Below are 19057 nucleotides of genomic sequence, written 5' to 3'. Positions count from 1 at the left end.
GCGGTGGAGCGGGGGGTTCCTCCCCCGGGCGGGGGAGGCGGTTCCCCCACGAGGGGGAGGTGGCGGAACGCCGCGGGCGGGACCGTTGGGTCATGACCACACGAGCCGTTCACGCGACGTACGCGACGCAGCCGCCGGCCCCCGGCCCGGGGACCGGCCGGCGGATCCTGCGGGCGGTGGCCATCGCCGCCACCGTGCCCTATCTGGGGCTCAAGACCGCCTGGCTGGCCGGGAGTCAGATCGGCATACCGGCCGGCAGCGCGCTGAGCGAGCCCAGCCTGTTCTTCACCGCGGCCAACTCCGTCACGCTGGCCATGGACGCCTGCGTGATCCTGCTCGTGCTGGTGCTCACCCGTCCCTGGGGGATGCGGATACCGTCCTGGCTGCTGACCGTCCCGGTCTTCTTCGCGACGGGGCTGCTGGCGCCGATCCTCCTCGGCTATCCGGGCCAACTGCTCATACGGCTGCTCGGCCTCGGAGCCGAGCCGGCCGCGGCGAGCGGGCAGCGGCCCTTCCTGGAGCCCTGGGTCTTCCACGTCGTCTACACCGGGTTCACCGTCCAAGGGCTCGCCCTGGCCGGTCTGTTCGTGCCCTACGCGCGGGAGCGCTGGGGTAGCCGCCGGCAGGGTGCGCCGGGGGCGGGGATCTCCCCGGACGGAGTCCGGGGGAGGCTGCCGTCGTCCACGGGGGTGGCGGCGGCGGCCGCGGCGGCGGCCGGGCTCGCGGTCGCGGTGGTGCAGGCGTACTGGGCCTTCGGCGGCACGGCCGGGCTGGGTGCCGGGCGGGCGGCCGTGTACTCCGCGGAGGCGGGCGTGGCCACGGCCGTCCACGGGGTATGCGCGCTGGCCGCGGGAGCCGGGGCCGTCCTCCTGGCCCGTGGCGGGCGGCTCGGGGCGCGAGGGCGGCGATGGGCGCTCGGCGCCGCCTGGATCGGCTCGGGTGCCGCGCTGAGCTGGGGGACGTGGGTGCTGATCGCCGCGCTGGGGCCGGAGTTGGACGGGGGAGAAGGGCCTGGCGCGGTGCTCCTGCTGACCTACGCTGGGCAGATGATCACCGGACTGCTCTCGGCCGCCGTTCTCGTACGGTTCCTCACGGCCGCCCACGTCGAGTGAACCGGCTGTTCGGAGCCCGGGCCAGGCTGCGCTGGATCCACCTGATACTCGGCGGGGCCCTGCTGATGCCGTACTTCCTCCTCGCCCAGGTGGGGGTCGGCATGGCGGCCGGCGGGGTCAACGTCCTCAGCTCCCTCCCGCTGACCCTCGCCGCCTACGCGGCCGCCCTGCCCCTGGCCGCGGTGACCGCCGTGTACGGGCTGGTCCGGCCGCTGTCCGTGGCCGCCGTCCGGGCCATGTGCGCGGTACCGGGGGAGCGGCTCGCCGAAGGGCCGGCGCGGTCCTGGGCGGCGCGGGGCCGGACCTCGGCCTGGTGGACCCTGCACCTGGGGGTCGGCGCGGTGATCAGCGGGATGACCCTCGCCGTGCCGCCCATGGCGGTGGTGCTGATCGCGCTGCCGTTCTCGGCCGGGCTGCGGGACAGCGGGCTCGGGCTGGGCTGGTTCGGTACCGGGGCCGAACCGTACGCCGCCCCGCTGCTCGGGGCCGGCCTGCTGGGCGGGCTCGCGCTGTGCGCCGCCGGATCCGGGGCGCTGCTGGCCCGGCTGGCTCCGGTACTGCTCGGGCCGACGGCGGCGGACCGGCTGGCCGCCGCCGAGGAGCGGGCCGCCGACCTGGCCGTGCGCAACCGGCTGGCCCGGGAGCTGCACGACGCGGTCGGGCACGCGCTGAGCGCCGTCACCCTCCAGGCGGCGGCCGCCCGGCGGGTGCTCGACAGCGACCCCGGATTCGTCCGGGAGGCGCTGGCCGCCATCGAGGACACCACCCGGCGGACGGTGGGCGAGCTGGACGCCGTCCTCGGCCTGCTGCGGGACGGCGACCCCGCCCGGCGGGACGCCGCGCCCGCTCCGACGCTGGCCGCCGACCTCGACGGGCTGCTGGCCCGCACCCGGGCCTCGGGCACCCCTGTCACCGCCCGGCAGGACCCCGGACCCGTCCGGGACTGGGCCCACCTGCCGGCCATCGCCTCCCGCGAGGCGTACCGGATCGTCCAGGAGGGCCTCAGCAACGCGCTGCGCCACGGCGCGGGACCCGTGGAACTGCGGATCCGCGTACGGGACGCGGCCGGGACCGGACACCTCGAAATGGAGATCACCATGACCAACCCGCCCGCCGCACCCCAGGACCAGGCGCCCCGCACCACCGGGGGCCGCGGACTGCGCGGCGCCGCCGAACGGGCCGCTCTGCTCGGCGGCCGAGTCGAGGCCGGCGTGCACGAGGACCGGTGGCGGCTGCGGGCCGTCCTGCCGCTCGCGGAGGACGCCCGATGACCGCGCCCAACGCGCCCGCCGCGGCGGGGAGGCCCCCGCTGCGCATCGTGCTCTGCGACGACGAGCGGATGGTGCGCACCGCCCTGCGGGTCATCCTCGAGGCCGAGGACGACCTGGAGGTCGTCGGGGAGGCGGCCACCGGGGCGCAGGCCGTCCCGCTGGTCCGCTCCCTCGCCCCCGACGTGGTGCTGATGGACGTCCGGATGCCCGAGATCGACGGGATCCGGGCCACCGAGCAGATCCTCGCGACCATGGCGGACCCGCCCCGCATCGTGGTCGTCACCACCTTCGAGAACGACGCCTACGTCTACGGGGCGCTGCGCGCGGGAGCCGCCGGGTTCCTCCTCAAACGGGCCGACCCCGACGAGCTGATCGGCGCGGTCCGGCTCGTCGCCCGCGGGGACTCGCTGCTCTACCCGGCCGCCGTCCGCTCCCTCGCCGCCGCGCACACGGCCGCCTCCGTGCCCGCCGCCGCACCCTGGGTGGCCCGCCTCACCGGCCGGGAGGCCGACGTGCTTCGGCTGATGGCCACCGGACTGTCCAACCACGAGATGAGCGAGCACCTCGGGGTCGGACCGCAGACGGTCAAGACCCACGTCGCCTCGGTCCTCGCCAAGACCGGTGCCCGCGACCGGACCCAGGCCGTCATCGCCGCGTACGAGGGCGGCTTCATGAAGAACGGCTGAGAACCCCGCCACAATCGGGGCAGAGCGGAACGGCTGGGACCGTTGGTACGTCCTTCTGGGGGATGAACAAGACGATCAGGCGTGCGTCGGTCTTCTGTCTGCTCCTGGTGCTGGCCCTGCTGGTCCGCGTCACCTGGGTGCAGGCATACCAAGGCCAGGCCCTCGCAGACGACAAGCACAACCGGCGCAACCTCATCGGGCAGTACGAGAACCCGCTGGGCAACATCATCGTGGGCGGGGAGGCGATCACGGGCTCGACGAAGACGGGTGGCAAGGACTTCGGGTACAAGCGGACCTACACCAACGGCCCGCTCTACGCGCCGATCACCGGCTACAGCTCCCAGGCCTACGGCACGAGCATGCTGGAGGGTGTCTACAAGAACATCCTCAACGGCTCCGACAGCCGGCTGAAGACCATGATGGACATGCTCACCAACAAGCGGGCCGACCCGGGCAACGTCCTGACCACCATCGACCCGGACGTGCAGAAGGCCGCGTACGACGCGCTCGAGGGCAAGCAGGGCGCCGCCGTCGCCATCGACCCCGCGACGGGCGCGATCCTCGGCGTCGTCAACAACCCCTCCTTCGACCCGGGCAGGATCACGGGCGCCAACGACAAGGAGGCCTGGGCGGAGCTCTCCGCCGACAAGGGCAAGGCGATGGAGAACGTGGCCCTGCGCAAGCCGCAGGCCCCCGGCTCCACCTTCAAGCTGGTCACCCTCGCCGCGGCGATCGAGAACGGGCTGGTCACCGACATCGACCAGCCGACCGGCATCCCCGACCCGTACACGATCCCCGGCACCCGCACCCCGCTGCCCAGCGAGGCGGGCTCGGCCGCCTGCAACAACGTTTCCCCGCGTACGGCCATGCGGCTGTCCTGCAACAACGTCTTCGCGGAGCTGGCGTACAAGCTGGGCCAGGACAAGATGCGGGCGATGGCCGAGAAGTTCGGCTTCAACACGCAGATCGACACCCCGGTCCGCACCAACCCGCCCAGCAAGTACCCCTCGAAGAAGATGTCGGTCGACCAGGTCGCGCAGACGGGCATCGGCCAGTTCGACGTACAGGCCACCCCGCTCCAGATGGCGATGGTCACGGCCGCGATCGAGAACGGCGGCAAGCTCGTCGCCCCGCACATGGTCTCCGAGGTCACCGACGCCGGCGGCACCGTGCTGGAGAGCTTCAAGGACCCCAAGTCCCAGCAGGTGATGAAGGAGAAGACCGCCTCTATGCTCCGTGACGCCATGCGGACGGTCGCCGGCGAGGGCGGCGGCAAGCCGGCGCAGGTGGCGGGCGCCGAGGTGGGCGGCAAGACCGGTACCGCCCAGCGCGGTGTGAACAACAGCCTGGCTCCGCTGGCCTGGTTCACCTCGTACGGGAAGCTGGGTGACAAGCAGATCGCCGTGGCCATCGTGATCGAGCGGTCCGACACCGACCGTTCCGAGATCGGCGGCGGCAAGCTCGCCGCCCCCGTCGCCCAGAAGATGATGCAGGCGTGGCTCAAGAAGTAGCCGCGCGGGGCGGCGGCCGCACGAAGCGGACGACGAAGGCCGCACACGCACGCGCGGCGGCGGCCCGCACGCGGCGCACGGCGGCGGACGCGCCGGGAACCGGCACGGTTCCCGGCGCGTTGTCCTTCCCGTGATCAGGACCGCGCGCCCCGCAGACCTCGACGCCATCACCGCCCTGCACACCAGGGCCCGGGCCACCTACTACCGGGGGCGGGTCCCCGAGGAGACCTACACCGGCGAACCGCACCGCGCCCAGGCCCGCGAGGCGTGGTCACGCGCCGTCGCCCGCCCCGCCGCCGAGGGCGGGGTGCTGTGCGCGGAGCGGGACGGCGAGGTCACCGGTGTCGCCGCCTTCCGCACCGCCCACGGGGAGACCACCCTCACCCAGCTCCACGTCGACCCGGTCCACTGGCGCCGCGGCACCGGCGCCGCCCTCCACGCGGCCTGCCTCGACGCCTGGCGCCGCGCCGGAATCGAGCGGGTCCGCCTGGAGGTGTACACGCACAACCTCCGCGCCCAGGCCTTCTACGCCACCCGCGGCTGGCTCCCGGACCCGGGCCCGGCGCCCGCCCGCTCCGGCTCCCACCTCACCCTCTGGCTCACGGTGTCCGGGGAATGAGACGCGCCCCCGGGTGGTTGAAGGGAGAACTGTCTGTTCGCCCGTCCGGAGAGAGAAGAAGGAACATGCGCGTCGAGATCTGGAGCGACATCGCCTGCCCGTGGTGCTACATCGGCAAGGCCCGTTTCACCCGAGGGCTGGCCGAGTTCGCGCAGCGCGACGAGGTGAAGGTCGTCTTCCGGTCCTTCGAGCTCGACCCGAACGGCGCCAAGGGCGTCACCGCGCCCGTCCTGGAGATGCTCGCCAAGAAGTACGGCCGCACCCTCGACGAGGCGCGCGCCATGGAGGAGCACGTCGCGGCCAGTGCCCGGGCCGAGGGTCTGGCCTACCGCACCGACGGGCGCGACCACGGGAACACCTTCGACATCCACCGCCTGCTGCACCTGGCCGCCGCCCGCGGCCGTCAGGAGGAGCTGCTCGACCTCGCCTACCGGGCCAACTTCGCCGAGGAGCGGTCGGTCTTCGACCCCGAGGTGCTGGCCGCCCTCGCCGTGGAGGCCGGGTTGGAGGAGGCCGAGGCGCGTGCCGTCCTCGCCGACGACACCGCCTACGCCGCGGAGGTCCGCGCCGACGAGCGCGAGGCCGCCGAGCTGGGGGCGAACGCCGTGCCGTTCTTCGTGCTCGACCGCCGCTACGGGATCTCCGGCGGCCAGCCGGCCGAGGTGTTCACCCGCGCCCTGGAGCAGGCGTGGGCCGGCCGTGAGGTCGAGGAGCCGGCTGCGGGCGCCGATGCGTGCGAGCCCGACGGGGCGTGCGCCGTCCCCCAGGTATAAGTGTTCCTTGAGGGTGGCGTGCCGAATGGGGCATGGACTTTGGGGCGCGCGCGGAGCAGAGTGGACCCATGGATCTTTCCCTCGTCGAAGCGGTCCGGCCCGAGTTCGCCCACTCCACCGTCTACCTCAACACCGCCACGTGCGGGATCCTCCCGCGTTCCGCCGTCGCGGCCGTACGCGACCTGGCGGACGCGGCGGGCGGCGGGACCCCGACCGGGTTCGGCGACTTCGACCGCGTGAACCGGGTCCGGGCCGCCTTCGCCCGGCTGGTCGGGGTCGACGTCGAGCGGGTGGCCGTCGGCTCGGCCGTGGCCACCCACGTCGGCCTGGTCGCCGCCTCCCTCCCCGCCGGGGCCGAAGTGCTCTGCCCGGAGGGCGAGTTCGCGTCCGTCATCAACCCCTTCGTGGTGCGCGGCGACCTCAAGGTGCGCTTCGCGCCGCTGGAATCCCTTGTCGAAGCCGTCGACCCGGGGACCGCGCTGGTCGCGCTGAGCGCCGTACAGTCCGCCGACGGGCGGACGGCCGACCTGGCCGCGGTCCGCGCGGCCACCGCCGCGCACGGCGCCCGCATGCTGGTGGACGCCACCCAGGCGGCGGGGTGGCTGCCCTTCGACGCCTCGCCGTACGAGTACACGGTCACGGCCGGCTACAAGTGGCTGCTCGCCGCCCGCGGGGCCTCGTACCTGACCGTGTCGCGGGAGGCCCAGCACACCCTGACCCCACTGCACGCCGGGTGGGTGGCGGCCGAGTCCATGTGGGAGGCCACCTACGGACCCATGCCGGAACTGGCCCACGGAGCCCGGCGGTTCGACGAGTCCCCCGCCTTCCTCGCCTACCACGCGGCCGAGGCTTCGCTGGCCCTGCTGGAGCGGATCGGCGTCGGACGCGTCCACGCCCACAACACGGCGCTGGCCGACCGCTACCGGGCCGGGCTCGCCCGCCTCGGCCACGAGCCGGTGCCCGGCGGGGCCGCCATCGTCTCGGTGCCCGGCCTCGCCGGCCGGCAGGAGGCCCTGCAGGCGGCCGGGATCGCCACCGCCGCCCGCGCGGGCGCCCTGCGGGCCTCGTTCCACCTCTACAACACCGAGGCCGACGTGGACCGGCTGCTGGACGTCCTGGCCTGAATCCGCGCCGGGCCCGTGCGCGCGCCTGTTATTGAAGCCGGGCCGGGCCCATGCGCACCTGCCCTTGAGGCCGGCCCGGGCCCGTGCGCGCGCCTCCCCCTTGGGGCCCCGCCGGGCCCGTGTCCCGGGCCCGTGCCCTTGAGGGCCGGCCGGGCCCGCCCGCGCGCCCGTGCCGAAGGCCGTGCGCGCGTCTGCCTTCGACTCCGCGCCCGTGCACGTGCCCCGAGCCGCAGGCCGTGCGTCGAAGCCGGTGCGTCCGAGCCCTGCGCCACGTCCGCGGCGGCCCGGGTCAGCCGAGCGTCGCGGTCCAGGCCGTCCCCGCCGCGGCGACGGCCGCCGCGGGCTCGGCGCCCAGAGCCGTCGCCAGGGCGGTAAGCGCGGCCTCGACCACGGGCAGCGAGGCCGCCGTCCCGTAGTGGTTGACCCGGACCATCTCCCGCGTCGGCGCCCCGCCGCCCGCGGCGACCGGCACCGCCGGGTCCGCGGCCAGCGCCTTGGCCACCACCAGCGAGGCGTCCGCGACCCGCAGGGTCGTGGCCACCGGGGCGGCCTCCGCCGCCCGGCCCACGTACGGGGCCACCCCGAGCTCCGCCGCACCCGCGCGGGTCGCCGCCGCGGCGGCCGCGTGGCGGGCCGTCACCGAGGACAGTCCCTCGTGCGCGATGCGGCCCAGGCAGGCCTCCAGCGCCAGCATCTCCAGCTGCGCCGGAGCGTGCGGCAGCGCCTTTCGCCCGGCGTCGATCCAGCGCTCCTTCCAGTCCAGCAGCGACAGGTAGGAGCGGCGCGGGGCCGCCGGGTTCTCCGCGAACCGGTCCCACGCCCGCTCCGAGACGGACACCGCGGACACGCCCGCCGGGCCGCCCATCGCCTTCTGCGCCCCGATCACGCACAGGTCCACGCCCCACGCGTCCGGCAGCAGCGGCTCCGCGCCCACCGACGCCACCGCGTCCAGCATGAACAGGGCCCCGTGCGCCCGTACGGCCTCACCGATCTCCGCGACCGGGTTCGTGTTGCCGGTCGCGGCCTCCGCGTGGACCAGCGAGACGAAGTCGATCTCCGGGTGCTCGGCCAGCGCCCGCGCCACCTGGCCGGCCGTCACCGCCGTGTCGAAGGGGACCTCCAGGTCCACGACCGCCGCGCCGCAGTCGCGCAGCCAGTTGCCGAAGGTGGTGCCGTACGGCCCGGTGACCACGTTCAGCGCCGTCGAGCCGGGCCGCGCGCCCGAGCGGATGCACCCCTCCAGCGGCAGCAGCGCCTCGCCCTGGGTGATCACCACGTCCTGCCGGGTGGCGAGGAGGTCCGCGACCCCCCGCTCGATCGACGCGAAACGCTCGGCGGTGAGCGGCGGGAGGTCCAGCAGGGGGTGGGTCACGGTGCTGCTCTCTTCGTCCGGGGTTACCCGCAGAGCGTATCGAGCACGCCCGTACAGTGCCGACATGAGCGATGCGGGCGACGGGAGCGGGACGGACTACGTGAGCGATGCGGGCGACGGGAGCGGAGCGGACGACGTGGGCGGGACGGGCGACGTGAGCGGTGCGGGCGGCGTGCTGCACGTGAAGGGGCGGGTGCTGGTCGGGCCCGACGAGGTCCGCGACGAGCTCTGGGTGGTCGGCGGCCGGATCTCCTACGAACGCCCGCGCGGCGCCCGGGAGGTCACCACGGTCTCCGGCTGGGCCCTGCCCGGGCTGGTCGACGCGCACTGCCACGTCGGTCTGGACGCCCACGGCCCGGTCGACGCCCGGACCGCCGAACGCCAGGCCCTGACCGACCGCGACGCCGGGACCCTCCTCATCCGCGACGCGGGATCCCCCTCCGACACCCGCTGGATCGACGACCGCGAGGACCTGCCGAAGATCATCCGGGCGGGCCGGCACATCGCGCGCACCCGCCGCTACATCCGCAACTACGCGCACGAGATCGAGCCCGCCGACCTCGTCGCCTACGTCGGCCGCGAGGCGCTGCGCGGCGACGGCTGGGTGAAGCTGGTCGGCGACTGGATCGACCGCGAGGCCGGGGACCTGGCGGCCTGCTGGCCGCGCGCAGAGGTGGAGGCGGCCATCGCCGAGGCGCACCGGCTGGGCGCCCGGGTCACGGCGCACTGCTTCGCGGAGGACTCGCTGCGCGACCTCGTCGAGGCGGGCATCGACTGCATCGAGCACGCCACCGGCCTCACCGAGGACACCATCCCGCTGTTCGCGGAACGGGGTGTCGCGATCGTGCCGACCCTCGTGAACATCGCCACCTTCCCGAAGATGGCGGCGGGCGGCGAGGCGAAGTTCCCGCGCTGGTCGGCGCACATGCGCAGGCTCCACGAGCGGCGCTACGACACCGTCCGCGCCGCCTACGACGCGGGCATCCCGGTGTACGTCGGCACCGACGCGGGCGGTTCCCTGCCGCACGGTCTCGTCGCGGCCGAGGTCGAGGAGCTGGTCAAGGCCGGCATCCCGGCGCTGGACGCCCTCTCGGCGACGGCCTGGGCGGCCCGCGAGTGGCTCGGGCGGCCGGGACTCACCGAGGGCGCGCCCGCGGACCTCGTCGTCTACGCCGCCGACCCGCGGGCCGACGTACGGGCGCTCGCGCAGCCCCTGCGGGTCGTGGTGAACGGCACGGTCCGCGCCTGAGGGGGGCGTCGGCCGTGGGCGGGTGGGGTGTTGACGGCGCGTGACGTCCGCGGCCGAGCGGTCGTTAGAACGGCTCGCGCCCACCGCGTGCCTGCGACAGGAGGGAACTCACGTTCCTCCTGAGGCGTGGAAATTCGAATGTATGCATGGAAACCACCCTTTGGGGTGAACTCACCTCACGTGGCTGCCCGTTCACCCACAGTGCGTAAAGATTCCGGGGACGAGGCCGTCGGCGCGCGCGATGTCCCCCATGGCGGCGCGACGGCACCCATCTCCCTGGGGGTTCCACCACCTTGAACAGCAACACCTTCCGCATGCCCGCGGCCGTCCTGGTCGCCACGGGGGCGGCAGCCCTGCTCACCGCCCCGCCCGCCTTCGCCACGGGAGGCGGCGGGGCCGGGGGCGAGGGCAAGGCCGGCGCCGTCGTCCTGCGCGCCGGACTGGACGTGGGCCTGCTCAACAAGACCGTGCACATCCCGCTGAAGACGACCCTCAACGAGGTCAGCGCCCCGGCGACGGCCGAGAAGACGGCGCTGACGGTCACCCTGGACGGGGTCGAGGGCGGAAAGCCGGTCAGCGTGCTCCGGGCCGACGTGGCCACCTCCAAGGCGACCGCCGACAAGACCCGGGCCGAGGCGGAGGCCAACCTGGCCAAGGCCCGGGTGCACGTGCCGGGCCTGCCGGCGCTCTCGCTCATCGAGGTGGAGAAGGTCACCTCCAAGGCCGTCTGCGAGGCGGGCAAGCAGCCGGTGGCCACGTCGAACGTCCTCGGGACGGTCACCGCGCTCGGCAAGAGGGTCACCCTGTCGGCGGGCGGCCCCACCAAGGTCGAGGTGCCGGGCGTGGGCCTGGTCAGCCTGGAGCTGTCCGGTACGCAGACGACCTCCACGACGGCCGCCGCGGCCGCGCTGCGCCTGAAGGTGTCGGTGAACCCGCTGAAGCTGAACGTGGCCGAGGTGGAAGGCGAGATCGTGCTGGCCGAGGCGCACTGCGAGTCCCCGACGGCCCCGGCCCCCGCCCCGTCCTCGAAGCCCGACGTCAAGCCGCAGACCGCGACGGGCACCGGCACCGGGTCGGCCGTCACCACCGACGCCAACCTGGCCGAGACCGGCGGCGGTTCGCTGACCCCGTACGTGGCGGGAAGCGCGCTGGTCCTGCTCGGGATCGGCGGGGGCGCGCTCGTCGTGACGCGCCGGAGCCGGGCCTCGTAGTCCCCTGCCGCCGAGCCGCCGCCCCCGGCCGCCGGCCGCTGAGCACCCGGAGGGGAGTGCTCAGCGGGCGGAGTGCTCAGCGGGTGGCGTGCTCCAGACCCTGGGCGGCCGCGCCGCGGGACAGCACGGCCTCGGTGACCTGCTCGTCGATCCGGGCGTACTCGCTCCGCTTGGCGGCGGGGAGCGTGCTGTCGGAGGCCGCGCAGGAGGCGCAGACGACGCGGAACGGCGGCCCCATGTCCGAGTACTGCGTGAGGAACTCGGCCTTCACCACCTCCCAGCGGCCCGCGTGTGCCGCCGCCGGGGCGAAGGTGAACCGGGGGACCGACGACTGGTTCCCGCGCAGTTTGTCGGCCGGCACGAAGCTGGCGACCTGGTCGCCCATGCCGAAGACCACCCAGGTGCCGTTGATCTTCTCGTAGGGCTGCGGCACGTGGTTGTGGGTGCCGATGACCAGATCGATGTCGGGGAGTCCGTCGGGCCCGCGGGATGCGGTCAGCGCCTGCGCGAGCTCGCGCTGCTGCTCGTCGGGGGAGGTCTGCCACTCGGTGCCCCAGTGGACGCTGAGCACCACCACGTTCGCGCCGCCGGCCCGGGCCGCGCGGGCGTCGGCGAGGATCCGGTCCTTGTCGATCAGGTTGACGGCCCACGGCTTGCCTTCGGGGAGGGGGATGCCGTTCGTGCCGTACGTGTAGTCCAACTGGGCGACCTTCGCACCGCCGGCCGACATCAGGGCCGGGGCCTTGGCCTCCTCCGGGCTGCGGGCCGAGCCGACGTGCGGGATGCCGACGCGGTCGAGGTGGTCGAGGGTGCGCGCGAGGCCTTCGTAGCCGTCGTCCAGCGTGTGGTTCGAGGCGGTGGAGCAACTGTCGTACCCGGCGTCCTTCAGGGCGTCGGCCAGCTGGTGCGGGGCCTTGAAGAGGGGGTAGCCGGTGTAGGGGCCGCCGGGGCGGCCGTACGGTATCTCGTGGTGGCACAGGGCCAGGTCGGCGGCGGAGACCAGGGGTTTGACGCCGGCGAATATCTTCCGGAAGTCGTGGTCGCCGGGCTGGTCGGCGTCGTCCGCGGACCGCTGGATGATCGACGGGTACGGGATGATGTCGCCGGTCGCCACGAGCGTGAACGGCCCTTGCCCTGGTCCTGGCCAGGCGGGAGCGGGGGAGGTGGCGCTCGCCGCCGGGGCGGGCTCGGCCCCGAAACGCTGCTCCGGCGCCGCCGCCTTGCCGCCGCCGCCGAGGAACCGAGGCCCTACGAGGACCCCGCCGCCCACGACGGCCAGCCCGGCCACGGCCACGGCTATGCGCGCGGATGTCTTCATCGCTGCCCCCTGTACGCGACCCGGGGGCGCGTCCACCAGCCCCAGCCGCCATCGTAGGCGCGCGGCCCGCCACCCGCCTCCAGCACCGCCAGGGGGCGGTTTCCGGCCGGGGCGTACTCCGGCGCCGGCTCGGCCGCGGCGCCCCGCATGCCCGGCCACGGCGCCGCCGGGCGCGGGAGGCGGGCCGGGCCCCGCGGCTCCCGCGGCCGGGGCCCGTCCGCCGCAGGGGCCGGGCCGGATCCCCTGTCGGGCGTCGGCCCGGGCCCGGGTCAGCGGGTGGTCAGGGTCAAGGCATGGTCCAGGGCCTGGAGGAGGCGGCCCGTCGTGGCGCGGTCGCGGACCGCCAGGCGGAGCCAGGAATCGTCCAGCCCCGGGAAGGTGTCCCCGCGGCGGACGGCGAAGCCCAGCGTGCGCAGCCGGCTGCGGACCTCCGCGCCGCCCGCCACCCGGATCAGGACGAACGGCCCCTGCGCCGCCCCCATCACCGTGACCTCGTCGAACTCGGCGAGCCCGGCCACCAGGTGGGCCCGGTCCACCGCGATCCGCCGCGCCGCCTCTTCCGCCTCGGCCAGCGCCGCCGGAGCCACACAGGCCTCGGCCGCCACCAGCGCCGGGGTGGACACCGGCCACAGCGGCTGCGCCGCGGCCAGCTTCGCGATCACCTCGGGCTCGGCCAGCACGTAGCCGATCCGCAGCCCCGCCAGGCCCCACGTCTTCGTCAGGCTCCGCAGCACCACCAGCCCCGGCAGGTCCATCCGGCCGGCCAGTGCCTCGCGTTCGCCCGGGACCGCGTCCATGAACGCCTCGTCCACCACCAGGATCCGGCCCGGCCGGGCCAGCGCGGCCAGCGCGGCCGCCGGGTGCAGGACCGACGTCGGGTTGGTCGGGTTGCCGACCACCACCAGGTCCGCCTCCTCGGGCACCGCCGCCGGGTCCAGCCGGAACCCGTCCGCCGCCCGCAGCACCACCCGCTCCACCCGGTGGCCCGCGTCCCGCAGCGCCGCCTCCGGCTCGGTGAACTGCGGATGCACCACGACCGGCCGTAGGGCCCCCAGCGCCCGCGCGATCAGTACGAAGGCCTCCGCGGCCCCGGCCGTCAGCAGCACCCGCTCCACCGGCAGCCCGTGCCGCCGCGCCACCGCCGCGCGGGCGGCCCGGCCGTCGGGGTAGGCGGCGAGGTCCCCGAGCGAGGCGGCGATCCGCTGCCTGAGCCATTGCGGGGGCGTGTCCGCCCGTACGTTGACCGCGAGGTCCACCAGGTCGGTGCCCGCGTCGATCACTTCCGCGTCGCCGTGGTGGCGCAGGTCGTGCGCCTGCGCCGTGGCCACCGCGCAGGTCGCGGCCATCGACCGGCGCTTCGGCACGAGGAGTTCGCCGCCGCCCGCGAGCGCCGCGGCCTCCGCCACCGAGGCGGTCCCGGCGGCGGTGCGCGCCGCCTCCGAGGGATGCGGCACGGTGATCGCGGCCAACTGTTCGGCGGAGTACCCGATGAGAGGTACGCCGAATCGTTTCGCCGCCCCCGTCAGCCCCGCCTCCCGCGCCTTCGAGTCCACCGTGGCCAGCGCCTTCACCGCCTCCGAGGCCAGCCCGGCCCCCCGCAGCGTCTCCTCGACCAGGGCGCAGACCTCCGCCACGGAGACCCCCGCCCGCCCGCCGACCCCGACCACCAGCTGTGTCACGTACTCGCCCACCGGGGCCCTCCCTGCGTAGTCATCGTCAACAGTCCGCCGCCCCCCACCCCGGCACGGAAGTGCGCGGGGGCCGGGGAATCGGTATTCAGGGGCACATGGCCGTGATCGTGGCACTGGGCGCGTTCCTGATGACCCTGGCGGGCGGATGGACGGCGCAGCGCGTCACCGACCGCCGCCACCTCGTGCTGGGACTGGCGGGCGGGCTGATGCTCGGCGTCGTCGGCCTGGACCTGCTTCCCGAGGCCCTGCACGCGGCGGGCCGCGAGGTGTTCGGCGTCCCGTTCGCCCTGCTGCTCTTCGTGGCCGGGTTCCTGGTCGCGCACGTCGTGGAGCGGCTCCTCGCCGTACGCCAGGCCGCCCACGGGGCGGAGGACGGCGCACGGGTCCCGCAGGTCGGGCTCACCGCGGCCGCCGCGATGGTCGGCCACAGCCTCGCCGACGGGGTGGCCCTGGGAGCCGCGTTCCAGGTCGGCGGGGGGATGGGCCTGGCCGTGGCGCTGGCCGTCGTCACCCACGACTTCGCCGACGGGTTCAACACGTACACGCTGACCCGCCTGTACGGGAACGCCCGCCGCAAGGCGCTGATGATGCTCTTCGCGGACGCCGCCGCCCCCGTCGTGGGTGCGGCGTCCACTTTGCTGTTCACCCTTCCGGAGGAACCGCTCGGCGCGTACCTCGGCTTCTTCGGCGGGGTCCTGCTGTACCTGGCGGCCGCCGAGATCCTGCCCGAGGCGCATCACGAACACCCCGCCCTGTCCACGCTGATGTGCACGGTGGGCGGGGTGGCCGGGATCTGGCTCGTGGTCGGCCTCGCGGAGTGATCTCACGGCCGGGCCGCCGCCGCCCCGACGAAGCGCTGGGCGACGGACGGCTCCGCCGCCCAGTGCGTGTGCAGGTAACTGGCGTGCACGCCCCGCCGTACGAAGCCCTCGACGCGGCGCTCCGGGTGCGTGAACCCCCACGCGGGGGCCGCGCCGGCGCCGGGCTCGACCACGGTCCGGTGGAACTCGTGCCCGCGCAGCCGGGTCCCGGCCGCCGCGAGGGCGCTGTCGGAGAGCGCCACGGCCTCCCGGTAGCCCAGGGTGAGGCGCTCCGACATACGGGCGTCGGCGTCGAGCACCCCGCACATGGGCTTCCCGTCCAGGGACCGGGCGAGGTAGAGCAGCCCGGCGCACTCGGCGGCCACCGGGCCGCCGGCCGCGGCGAAGGCGGCCACGGCCGCGCGCAGGGGTTCGTTGGCCGACAGCTCGGGGGCGTACACCTCGGGGAAACCGCCGCCGATCACCAGGCCGGCGGCTCCCTCGGGCAGCGCCTCGTCCCGCAGCGGGTCGAAGGCGACGACGTCGGCCCCGGCCGCGGTCAGCAGCTCGGTGTGCTCGGCGTACGAGAACGTGAACGCGGCCCCGCCGGCGACGGCAACCACCGGTCGTGGACCGGGGCTCTGCCCCAGCCCCCGCGCCTCGATCGCCGGCGAGGCTGGATCTTGGCTGATGGCGTCCGCCAAGCGCGGCAATTTCAGCCCCTCCGGCGTTCGAGGAGCGGGGTCTGGGGCGGAGCCCCGGCTGCGCGCCAGCGCAGTCGCGGGCGACCAGGCTTGGCAAGGCAAGGCCGGGGCCGTGCGGGCCAGAGCCATCAGCGCGTCGAGGTCGCAGCCGGCCCGGACCTGAGCCGCCAACGCCCCAACAGCGGCAAGCGCGTCGGCCCGCCGCTCGGCGACCGGCACCAGACCCAGGTGCCGCGAGGGCGCGGCCACCTGCGGAGCCCGCCGCAGCACGCCGAGCACCGGCATGCCGGCCTCCTCCAGGGCCTCCCGCAGCATCACCTCGTGCCGGTCGGAGCCGACCTTGTTCAGGATCACGCCCCCCAGCCGCACCTGCGGATCGAAGGACGCGAAGCCGTGCACCAGCGCCGCCACCGACCGCGACTGCGACGAGGCGTCGACGACCAGCACCACCGGCGCCCGCAGCAGCTTCGCCACCTGCGCGGTCGACGCCAGTTCACCCCGCCCGGCGGCCCCGTCGTACAGGCCCATCACGCCCTCCACCACCGCGAGGTCGCACCCCGCCGCCCCGTGCGCGAACAGCGGAGCGACCAGCTCCGGCCCGCACATGAAGGCGTCGAGGTTGCGGCCCGGACGGCCGGTGGCCAGCGCGTGGTAGCCGGGGTCGATGTAGTCCGGCCCGGCCTTGTGCGGGGACACGGCGAGGCCGCGCTCCGAGAAGGCCGCCATCAGGCCCGTGGCGACGGTGGTCTTGCCGCTGCCGGACGACGGCGCGGCGACGACCAGCCGGGGCACGTTCACGGACGTCACCACTCGATGCCTCTCTGGCCCTTCTGGCCGGCGTCCATCGGGTGCTTGACCTTGGTCATCTCGGTGACGAGGTCCGCGAACTCCAACAGCTTCTCCGGCGCGTTGCGGCCGGTGATCACCACGTGCTGCGTGCCGGGACGGTCGCGCAGCACCTCGATCACCTCGTCGACGTCGATCCAGCCCCAGTGCATCGGGTACGCGAACTCGTCGAGCACGTACAGCTTGTGCGTCTCGGCGGCCAGGTCCCGCTTGACCTGCTCCCAGCCCTCCTTGGCCGCCTGCTCGTTGTCGAGCTGCGCGTCCCGCTGGACCCAGGACCAGCCCTCGCCCATCTTGTGCCAGGCCACGGAGCCGCCCTCGCCGGAGGCGCCGAGCACCTTGAGCGCGTTCTCCTCGCCGACCTTCCACTTCGCCGATTTGACGAACTGGAACACCCCGATCGGCCAGCCCTGGTTCCACGCGCGCAGCGCCAGCCCGAAGGCCGCCGTGGACTTGCCCTTGCCCGGGCCGGTGTGGACGAAGACGAGCGGACGGTTGCGGCGCTGGCGCGTCGTGAGCCCGTCGTCCGGAACGACGGTCGGCTGTCCCTGCGGCATTACGCGGCCCTCCTGTTGGAGTCGGAAGCGGAAGATGACACTGCGGTACGTACGTTCTTCACGAGCCCGGCCAGCGAGTCGGCCCGCAGCCCGTCGAGGCTGACGGCGGGCCCGCCCAGATCGGCGGCCAGGACCCCGGCCAGCCCCAGCCGGACCGGCCCGCTCTCGCAGTCCACGACCACGGACGCCACGCCCGCGGCCTGCAGCAGCCGGGCGCTGCGCCCGGACAGCTCGCGCGGGTCGCCGCCGACGGCGCCGGCCGAGGTGGCCCGCCCGTCGGTGACGACGACGAGCAGCGGCCGTCGCGAGGGGTCCCGCAGCCGCTCGATCCGCAGCACCTCGTGCGCCTTCAGCAGCCCGGCGGCCAGCGGGGTGCGCCCGCCGGTCGGCAGCTTCTCCAGCCGGGCCGCGGCCGCGTCCACCGAGGAGGTGGGCGGCAGCGCCAGCTCGGCCGCCGCCCCGCGGAAGGTGATCAGACCGACCTTGTCCCGGCGCTGGTAGGCGTCCAGGAGCAGCGACAGTACGGCGCCCTTGACCGCGCTCATCCGCTGCCGGGCGGCCATCGAGCCCGAGGCGTCGACGACGAAGAGGACGAGGTTGCCCTCGCGGCCCTCCCGCGTGGCCTGGCGCAGGTCGTCCTTGCGGATCACCAGGCCGCGCCCGGTGCGGCCGCGCGTCTTCTGGTGCGGGGCGGCCGCGTGCACGGTGGCCGCCAGGTGCAGCTTCGTGAGCTGGCCGGCGGGGCGCTGGGCGCCGGTGGTCCGGCCGTGGGCGGTGCGGGCCCGCGACCGCCGCCCGGCGGCGCCCTCGCCGAGGCCGGGCACGCTCAGCATCTTGGTACGGAACGGCTCCGCGGCCCGTACGGCGGCCTGTTCGGGCCCGCCGCCCCCCTGGGCGGAGGGCTGCGGGGCCTCGGGGGCGTCCGCCGGCGCCTCGGGGGTGTCGGCGGTCTCCGGCGGGGCCTCGGCCTCGGACTCGGTCCGGGGCCCCGATCCCTGCGGGGGCACCCCGCCGCCCCCGCCGTCGGGGCCGCCCCCGCCGTCGTCGCCGTCGTCCGGGCCCTCCGGCTCCGGGTCGGGCTCGGGTTCCGGCTCGGGTTCGGGGTCCTCGTCGGGGAAGCGGTCGAGGATCTCGTCCAGCTTGTCCTCGTCGAGGCCCGGCGCGTCGAAGGGGTTGCGCCGCCGCCGGTGGGGGAGCGCCAGCAGCGCGGCCTGCCGTACGTCCTCCTTCAGCACCTCGGTCCGCCCGGCCCAGGCGGCCAGCGCCGTCGCGGTCCGGGCCATGACGATGTCCGCCCGCATGCCGTCGACCTCGAAGCCGGCGCAGGTCGCGGCGATCCGCAGCAGCGCGGTGTCCCCGAGCCGGACCTGCGGCAGCAGCGCCCGCGCCGCCACCACCCGGGCGCGGACCTGGTGTTCGTCCTCGGCCCAGCGGGCCGCGAAACCGGCCGGGTCGTCCTCGTACGCCAGCCTGCGGCGCACGACCTCGACACGCTGGGCGGGCTCGCGGGAGGCGGCGACCTCGACGGTGAGCCCGAAGCGGTCCAGGAGCTGCGGGCGCAGCTCGCCCTCCTCGGGGTTCATGGTGCCGACGAGCAGGAAGCGCGCGGCGTGCCGGACGGAGACGCCCTCGCGCTCCACGTACGAGGCGCCCATCGCGGCGGCGTCGAGCAGCAGGTCGATGAGGTGGTCGTGGAGCAGGTTGACCTCGTCGACGTACAGGATGCCGCGGTGCGCGTCGGCGAGCAGGCCGGGCTCGAAGGCCTTCACGCCCTCCGCCAGGGCCCGTTCGATGTCGAGGGCGCCGACCAGGCGGTCCTCGGACGCCCCGACGGGCAGCTCCACCATGCGGGCGGGCCGCGCGGCGCCGGGGCCGGGCTCGTGCGGGCCGTCCGGGCAGGCCGGATCCGGCGCGGCCGGGGCGCACGAGAACCGGCACCCGGGGACCACGTCGACCTGCGGGAGCAGCGCGGACAGCGCGCGCACGGCGGTGGACTTGGCGGTGCCCTTCTCGCCGCGCACGAGCACACCGCCGACCGCCGGGCTCACGGCATTGAGCAGGAGCGCCAGCCGCAGGTCGGCCTGGCCGACCACCGCGGTGAACGGATAGGGCGTGCTCACGTGTTGCTCACTCCTTCGAAGCGGACCGATGCCGGGTGCGGCGTGGTGGCCGGGGCTCCGCCCCGGACCCCGCGCCTCGAACGGCGGCGGGGC

At 75.1% G+C, this 19057-nt stretch carries 17 protein-coding genes; 11 read left to right on the top strand and 6 right to left on the bottom strand.

Features of this window, described 5'->3' with window-relative positions:
• The first annotated feature begins 92 nt into the window (after positions 1-92).
• The 8 genes from BGK67_RS10005 (at position 93) to BGK67_RS09975 (ending at position 7096) form a co-directional block, all read left to right on the top strand.
• Positions 93-1112, top strand: coding sequence for a hypothetical protein (locus BGK67_RS10005; protein WP_069919742.1), 1020 nt, complete (start codon positions 93-95; stop codon positions 1110-1112).
• Complete coding sequence (locus BGK67_RS10000) at positions 1109-2383, top strand: sensor histidine kinase (RefSeq protein ID WP_069919741.1); 1275 nt, start codon at positions 1109-1111, stop codon at positions 2381-2383. Before BGK67_RS10005 ends, BGK67_RS10000 begins: the two co-directional genes overlap by 4 nt.
• Entirely contained in the window at positions 2380-3069 is a 690-nt protein-coding gene (locus tag BGK67_RS09995) for a response regulator transcription factor (RefSeq protein ID WP_069919740.1), read from the top strand. Before BGK67_RS10000 ends, BGK67_RS09995 begins: the two co-directional genes overlap by 4 nt.
• A gap of 62 nt (positions 3070-3131) precedes the next feature.
• Positions 3132-4580, top strand: a complete 1449-nt coding sequence (locus BGK67_RS09990) for a peptidoglycan D,D-transpeptidase FtsI family protein (protein ID WP_069919739.1) — start codon at positions 3132-3134, stop codon at positions 4578-4580.
• Positions 4565-4714, top strand: a complete 150-nt coding sequence (locus BGK67_RS38790) for a hypothetical protein (protein ID WP_167739561.1) — start codon at positions 4565-4567, stop codon at positions 4712-4714. Before BGK67_RS09990 ends, BGK67_RS38790 begins: the two co-directional genes overlap by 16 nt.
• The gene (locus tag BGK67_RS09985) at positions 4711-5199 is read left to right on the top strand and encodes a GNAT family N-acetyltransferase (protein ID WP_069919738.1); all 489 of its coding nucleotides are present in this window, start codon (positions 4711-4713) and stop codon (positions 5197-5199) included. The genes BGK67_RS38790 and BGK67_RS09985 overlap by 4 nt, the downstream gene beginning before the upstream one ends.
• 65 nt (positions 5200-5264) lie before the next feature.
• Positions 5265-5972 carry a DsbA family oxidoreductase gene (locus BGK67_RS09980; RefSeq protein WP_069919737.1) on the top strand — a complete coding sequence of 236 codons (708 nt, stop codon included), beginning with the start codon at positions 5265-5267 and terminating at the stop codon, positions 5970-5972.
• 68 nt (positions 5973-6040) lie between these two features.
• Positions 6041-7096 (top strand): aminotransferase class V-fold PLP-dependent enzyme, encoded by a 1056-nt coding sequence (locus BGK67_RS09975; protein WP_069919736.1) that lies wholly within the window; start codon positions 6041-6043, stop codon positions 7094-7096.
• A gap of 289 nt (positions 7097-7385) precedes the next feature.
• On the opposite strand, the gene BGK67_RS09970 is transcribed toward BGK67_RS09975, so the two are convergent.
• Positions 7386-8468, bottom strand: a complete 1083-nt coding sequence (locus BGK67_RS09970; RefSeq protein WP_069919735.1) for an aminotransferase class V-fold PLP-dependent enzyme — start codon at positions 8466-8468, stop codon at positions 7386-7388.
• Positions 8469-8622: 154 nt separating this feature from the next.
• Here BGK67_RS09970 and BGK67_RS09965 point away from each other — a divergent pair, with 154 nt between their 5' ends.
• Both BGK67_RS09965 and BGK67_RS09960 read left to right on the top strand, forming a co-directional pair.
• Positions 8623-9717, top strand: a complete 1095-nt coding sequence (locus BGK67_RS09965) for an amidohydrolase family protein (protein WP_069923756.1) — start codon at positions 8623-8625, stop codon at positions 9715-9717.
• 293 nt (positions 9718-10010) lie between these two features.
• Positions 10011-10928: an SCO1860 family LAETG-anchored protein gene (locus BGK67_RS09960; protein ID WP_069919734.1), complete on the top strand. Its 918-nt coding sequence runs from the start codon at positions 10011-10013 to the stop codon at positions 10926-10928.
• Between the two features lie 76 nt (positions 10929-11004).
• Here the strand turns inward: BGK67_RS09960 and BGK67_RS09955 are convergent, their stop codons facing one another.
• Both BGK67_RS09955 and cobC read right to left on the bottom strand, forming a co-directional pair.
• On the bottom strand, positions 11005-12246 hold the full coding sequence (locus BGK67_RS09955) for a CapA family protein (protein WP_069919733.1): 1242 nt from the start codon (positions 12244-12246) through the stop codon (positions 11005-11007).
• A 269-nt stretch (positions 12247-12515) separates the two neighbouring features.
• Positions 12516-13937: an Rv2231c family histidinol phosphate aminotransferase CobC gene (gene cobC / locus BGK67_RS09950; RefSeq protein WP_432215432.1), complete on the bottom strand. Its 1422-nt coding sequence runs from the start codon at positions 13935-13937 to the stop codon at positions 12516-12518.
• 95 nt (positions 13938-14032) lie between these two features.
• On the opposite strand from cobC, the gene BGK67_RS09945 reads away from it, so the two are divergent.
• The gene (locus tag BGK67_RS09945; protein ID WP_069919732.1) at positions 14033-14758 is read left to right on the top strand and encodes a ZIP family metal transporter; all 726 of its coding nucleotides are present in this window, start codon (positions 14033-14035) and stop codon (positions 14756-14758) included.
• 2 nt (positions 14759-14760) lie between these two features.
• Here the strand turns inward: BGK67_RS09945 and BGK67_RS09940 are convergent, their stop codons facing one another.
• The 3 genes from BGK67_RS09940 to BGK67_RS09930 are packed head-to-tail and all read right to left on the bottom strand — an operon-like array spanning position 14761 to position 18964.
• Positions 14761-16239: a cobyrinic acid a,c-diamide synthase CobB gene (locus BGK67_RS09940; protein WP_069923754.1), complete on the bottom strand. Its 1479-nt coding sequence runs from the start codon at positions 16237-16239 to the stop codon at positions 14761-14763.
• A gap of 5 nt (positions 16240-16244) precedes the next feature.
• A complete protein-coding gene (gene cobO, locus BGK67_RS09935) occupies positions 16245-16844 on the bottom strand; it encodes a cob(I)yrinic acid a,c-diamide adenosyltransferase (RefSeq protein ID WP_069919731.1) in 600 nt (199 codons plus the stop codon).
• Positions 16844-18964, bottom strand: a complete 2121-nt coding sequence (locus BGK67_RS09930; protein ID WP_069919730.1) for a putative cobaltochelatase — start codon at positions 18962-18964, stop codon at positions 16844-16846. The genes cobO and BGK67_RS09930 overlap by 1 nt, the downstream gene beginning before the upstream one ends.
• Between the last annotated feature and the right edge of the window lie 93 nt (positions 18965-19057).

Source organism: Streptomyces subrutilus, assembly GCF_001746425.1.
GTDB lineage: Bacteria > Actinomycetota > Actinomycetes > Streptomycetales > Streptomycetaceae > Streptomyces > Streptomyces subrutilus_A.
This window is presented reverse-complemented; position numbering and strand designations above follow the sequence as displayed.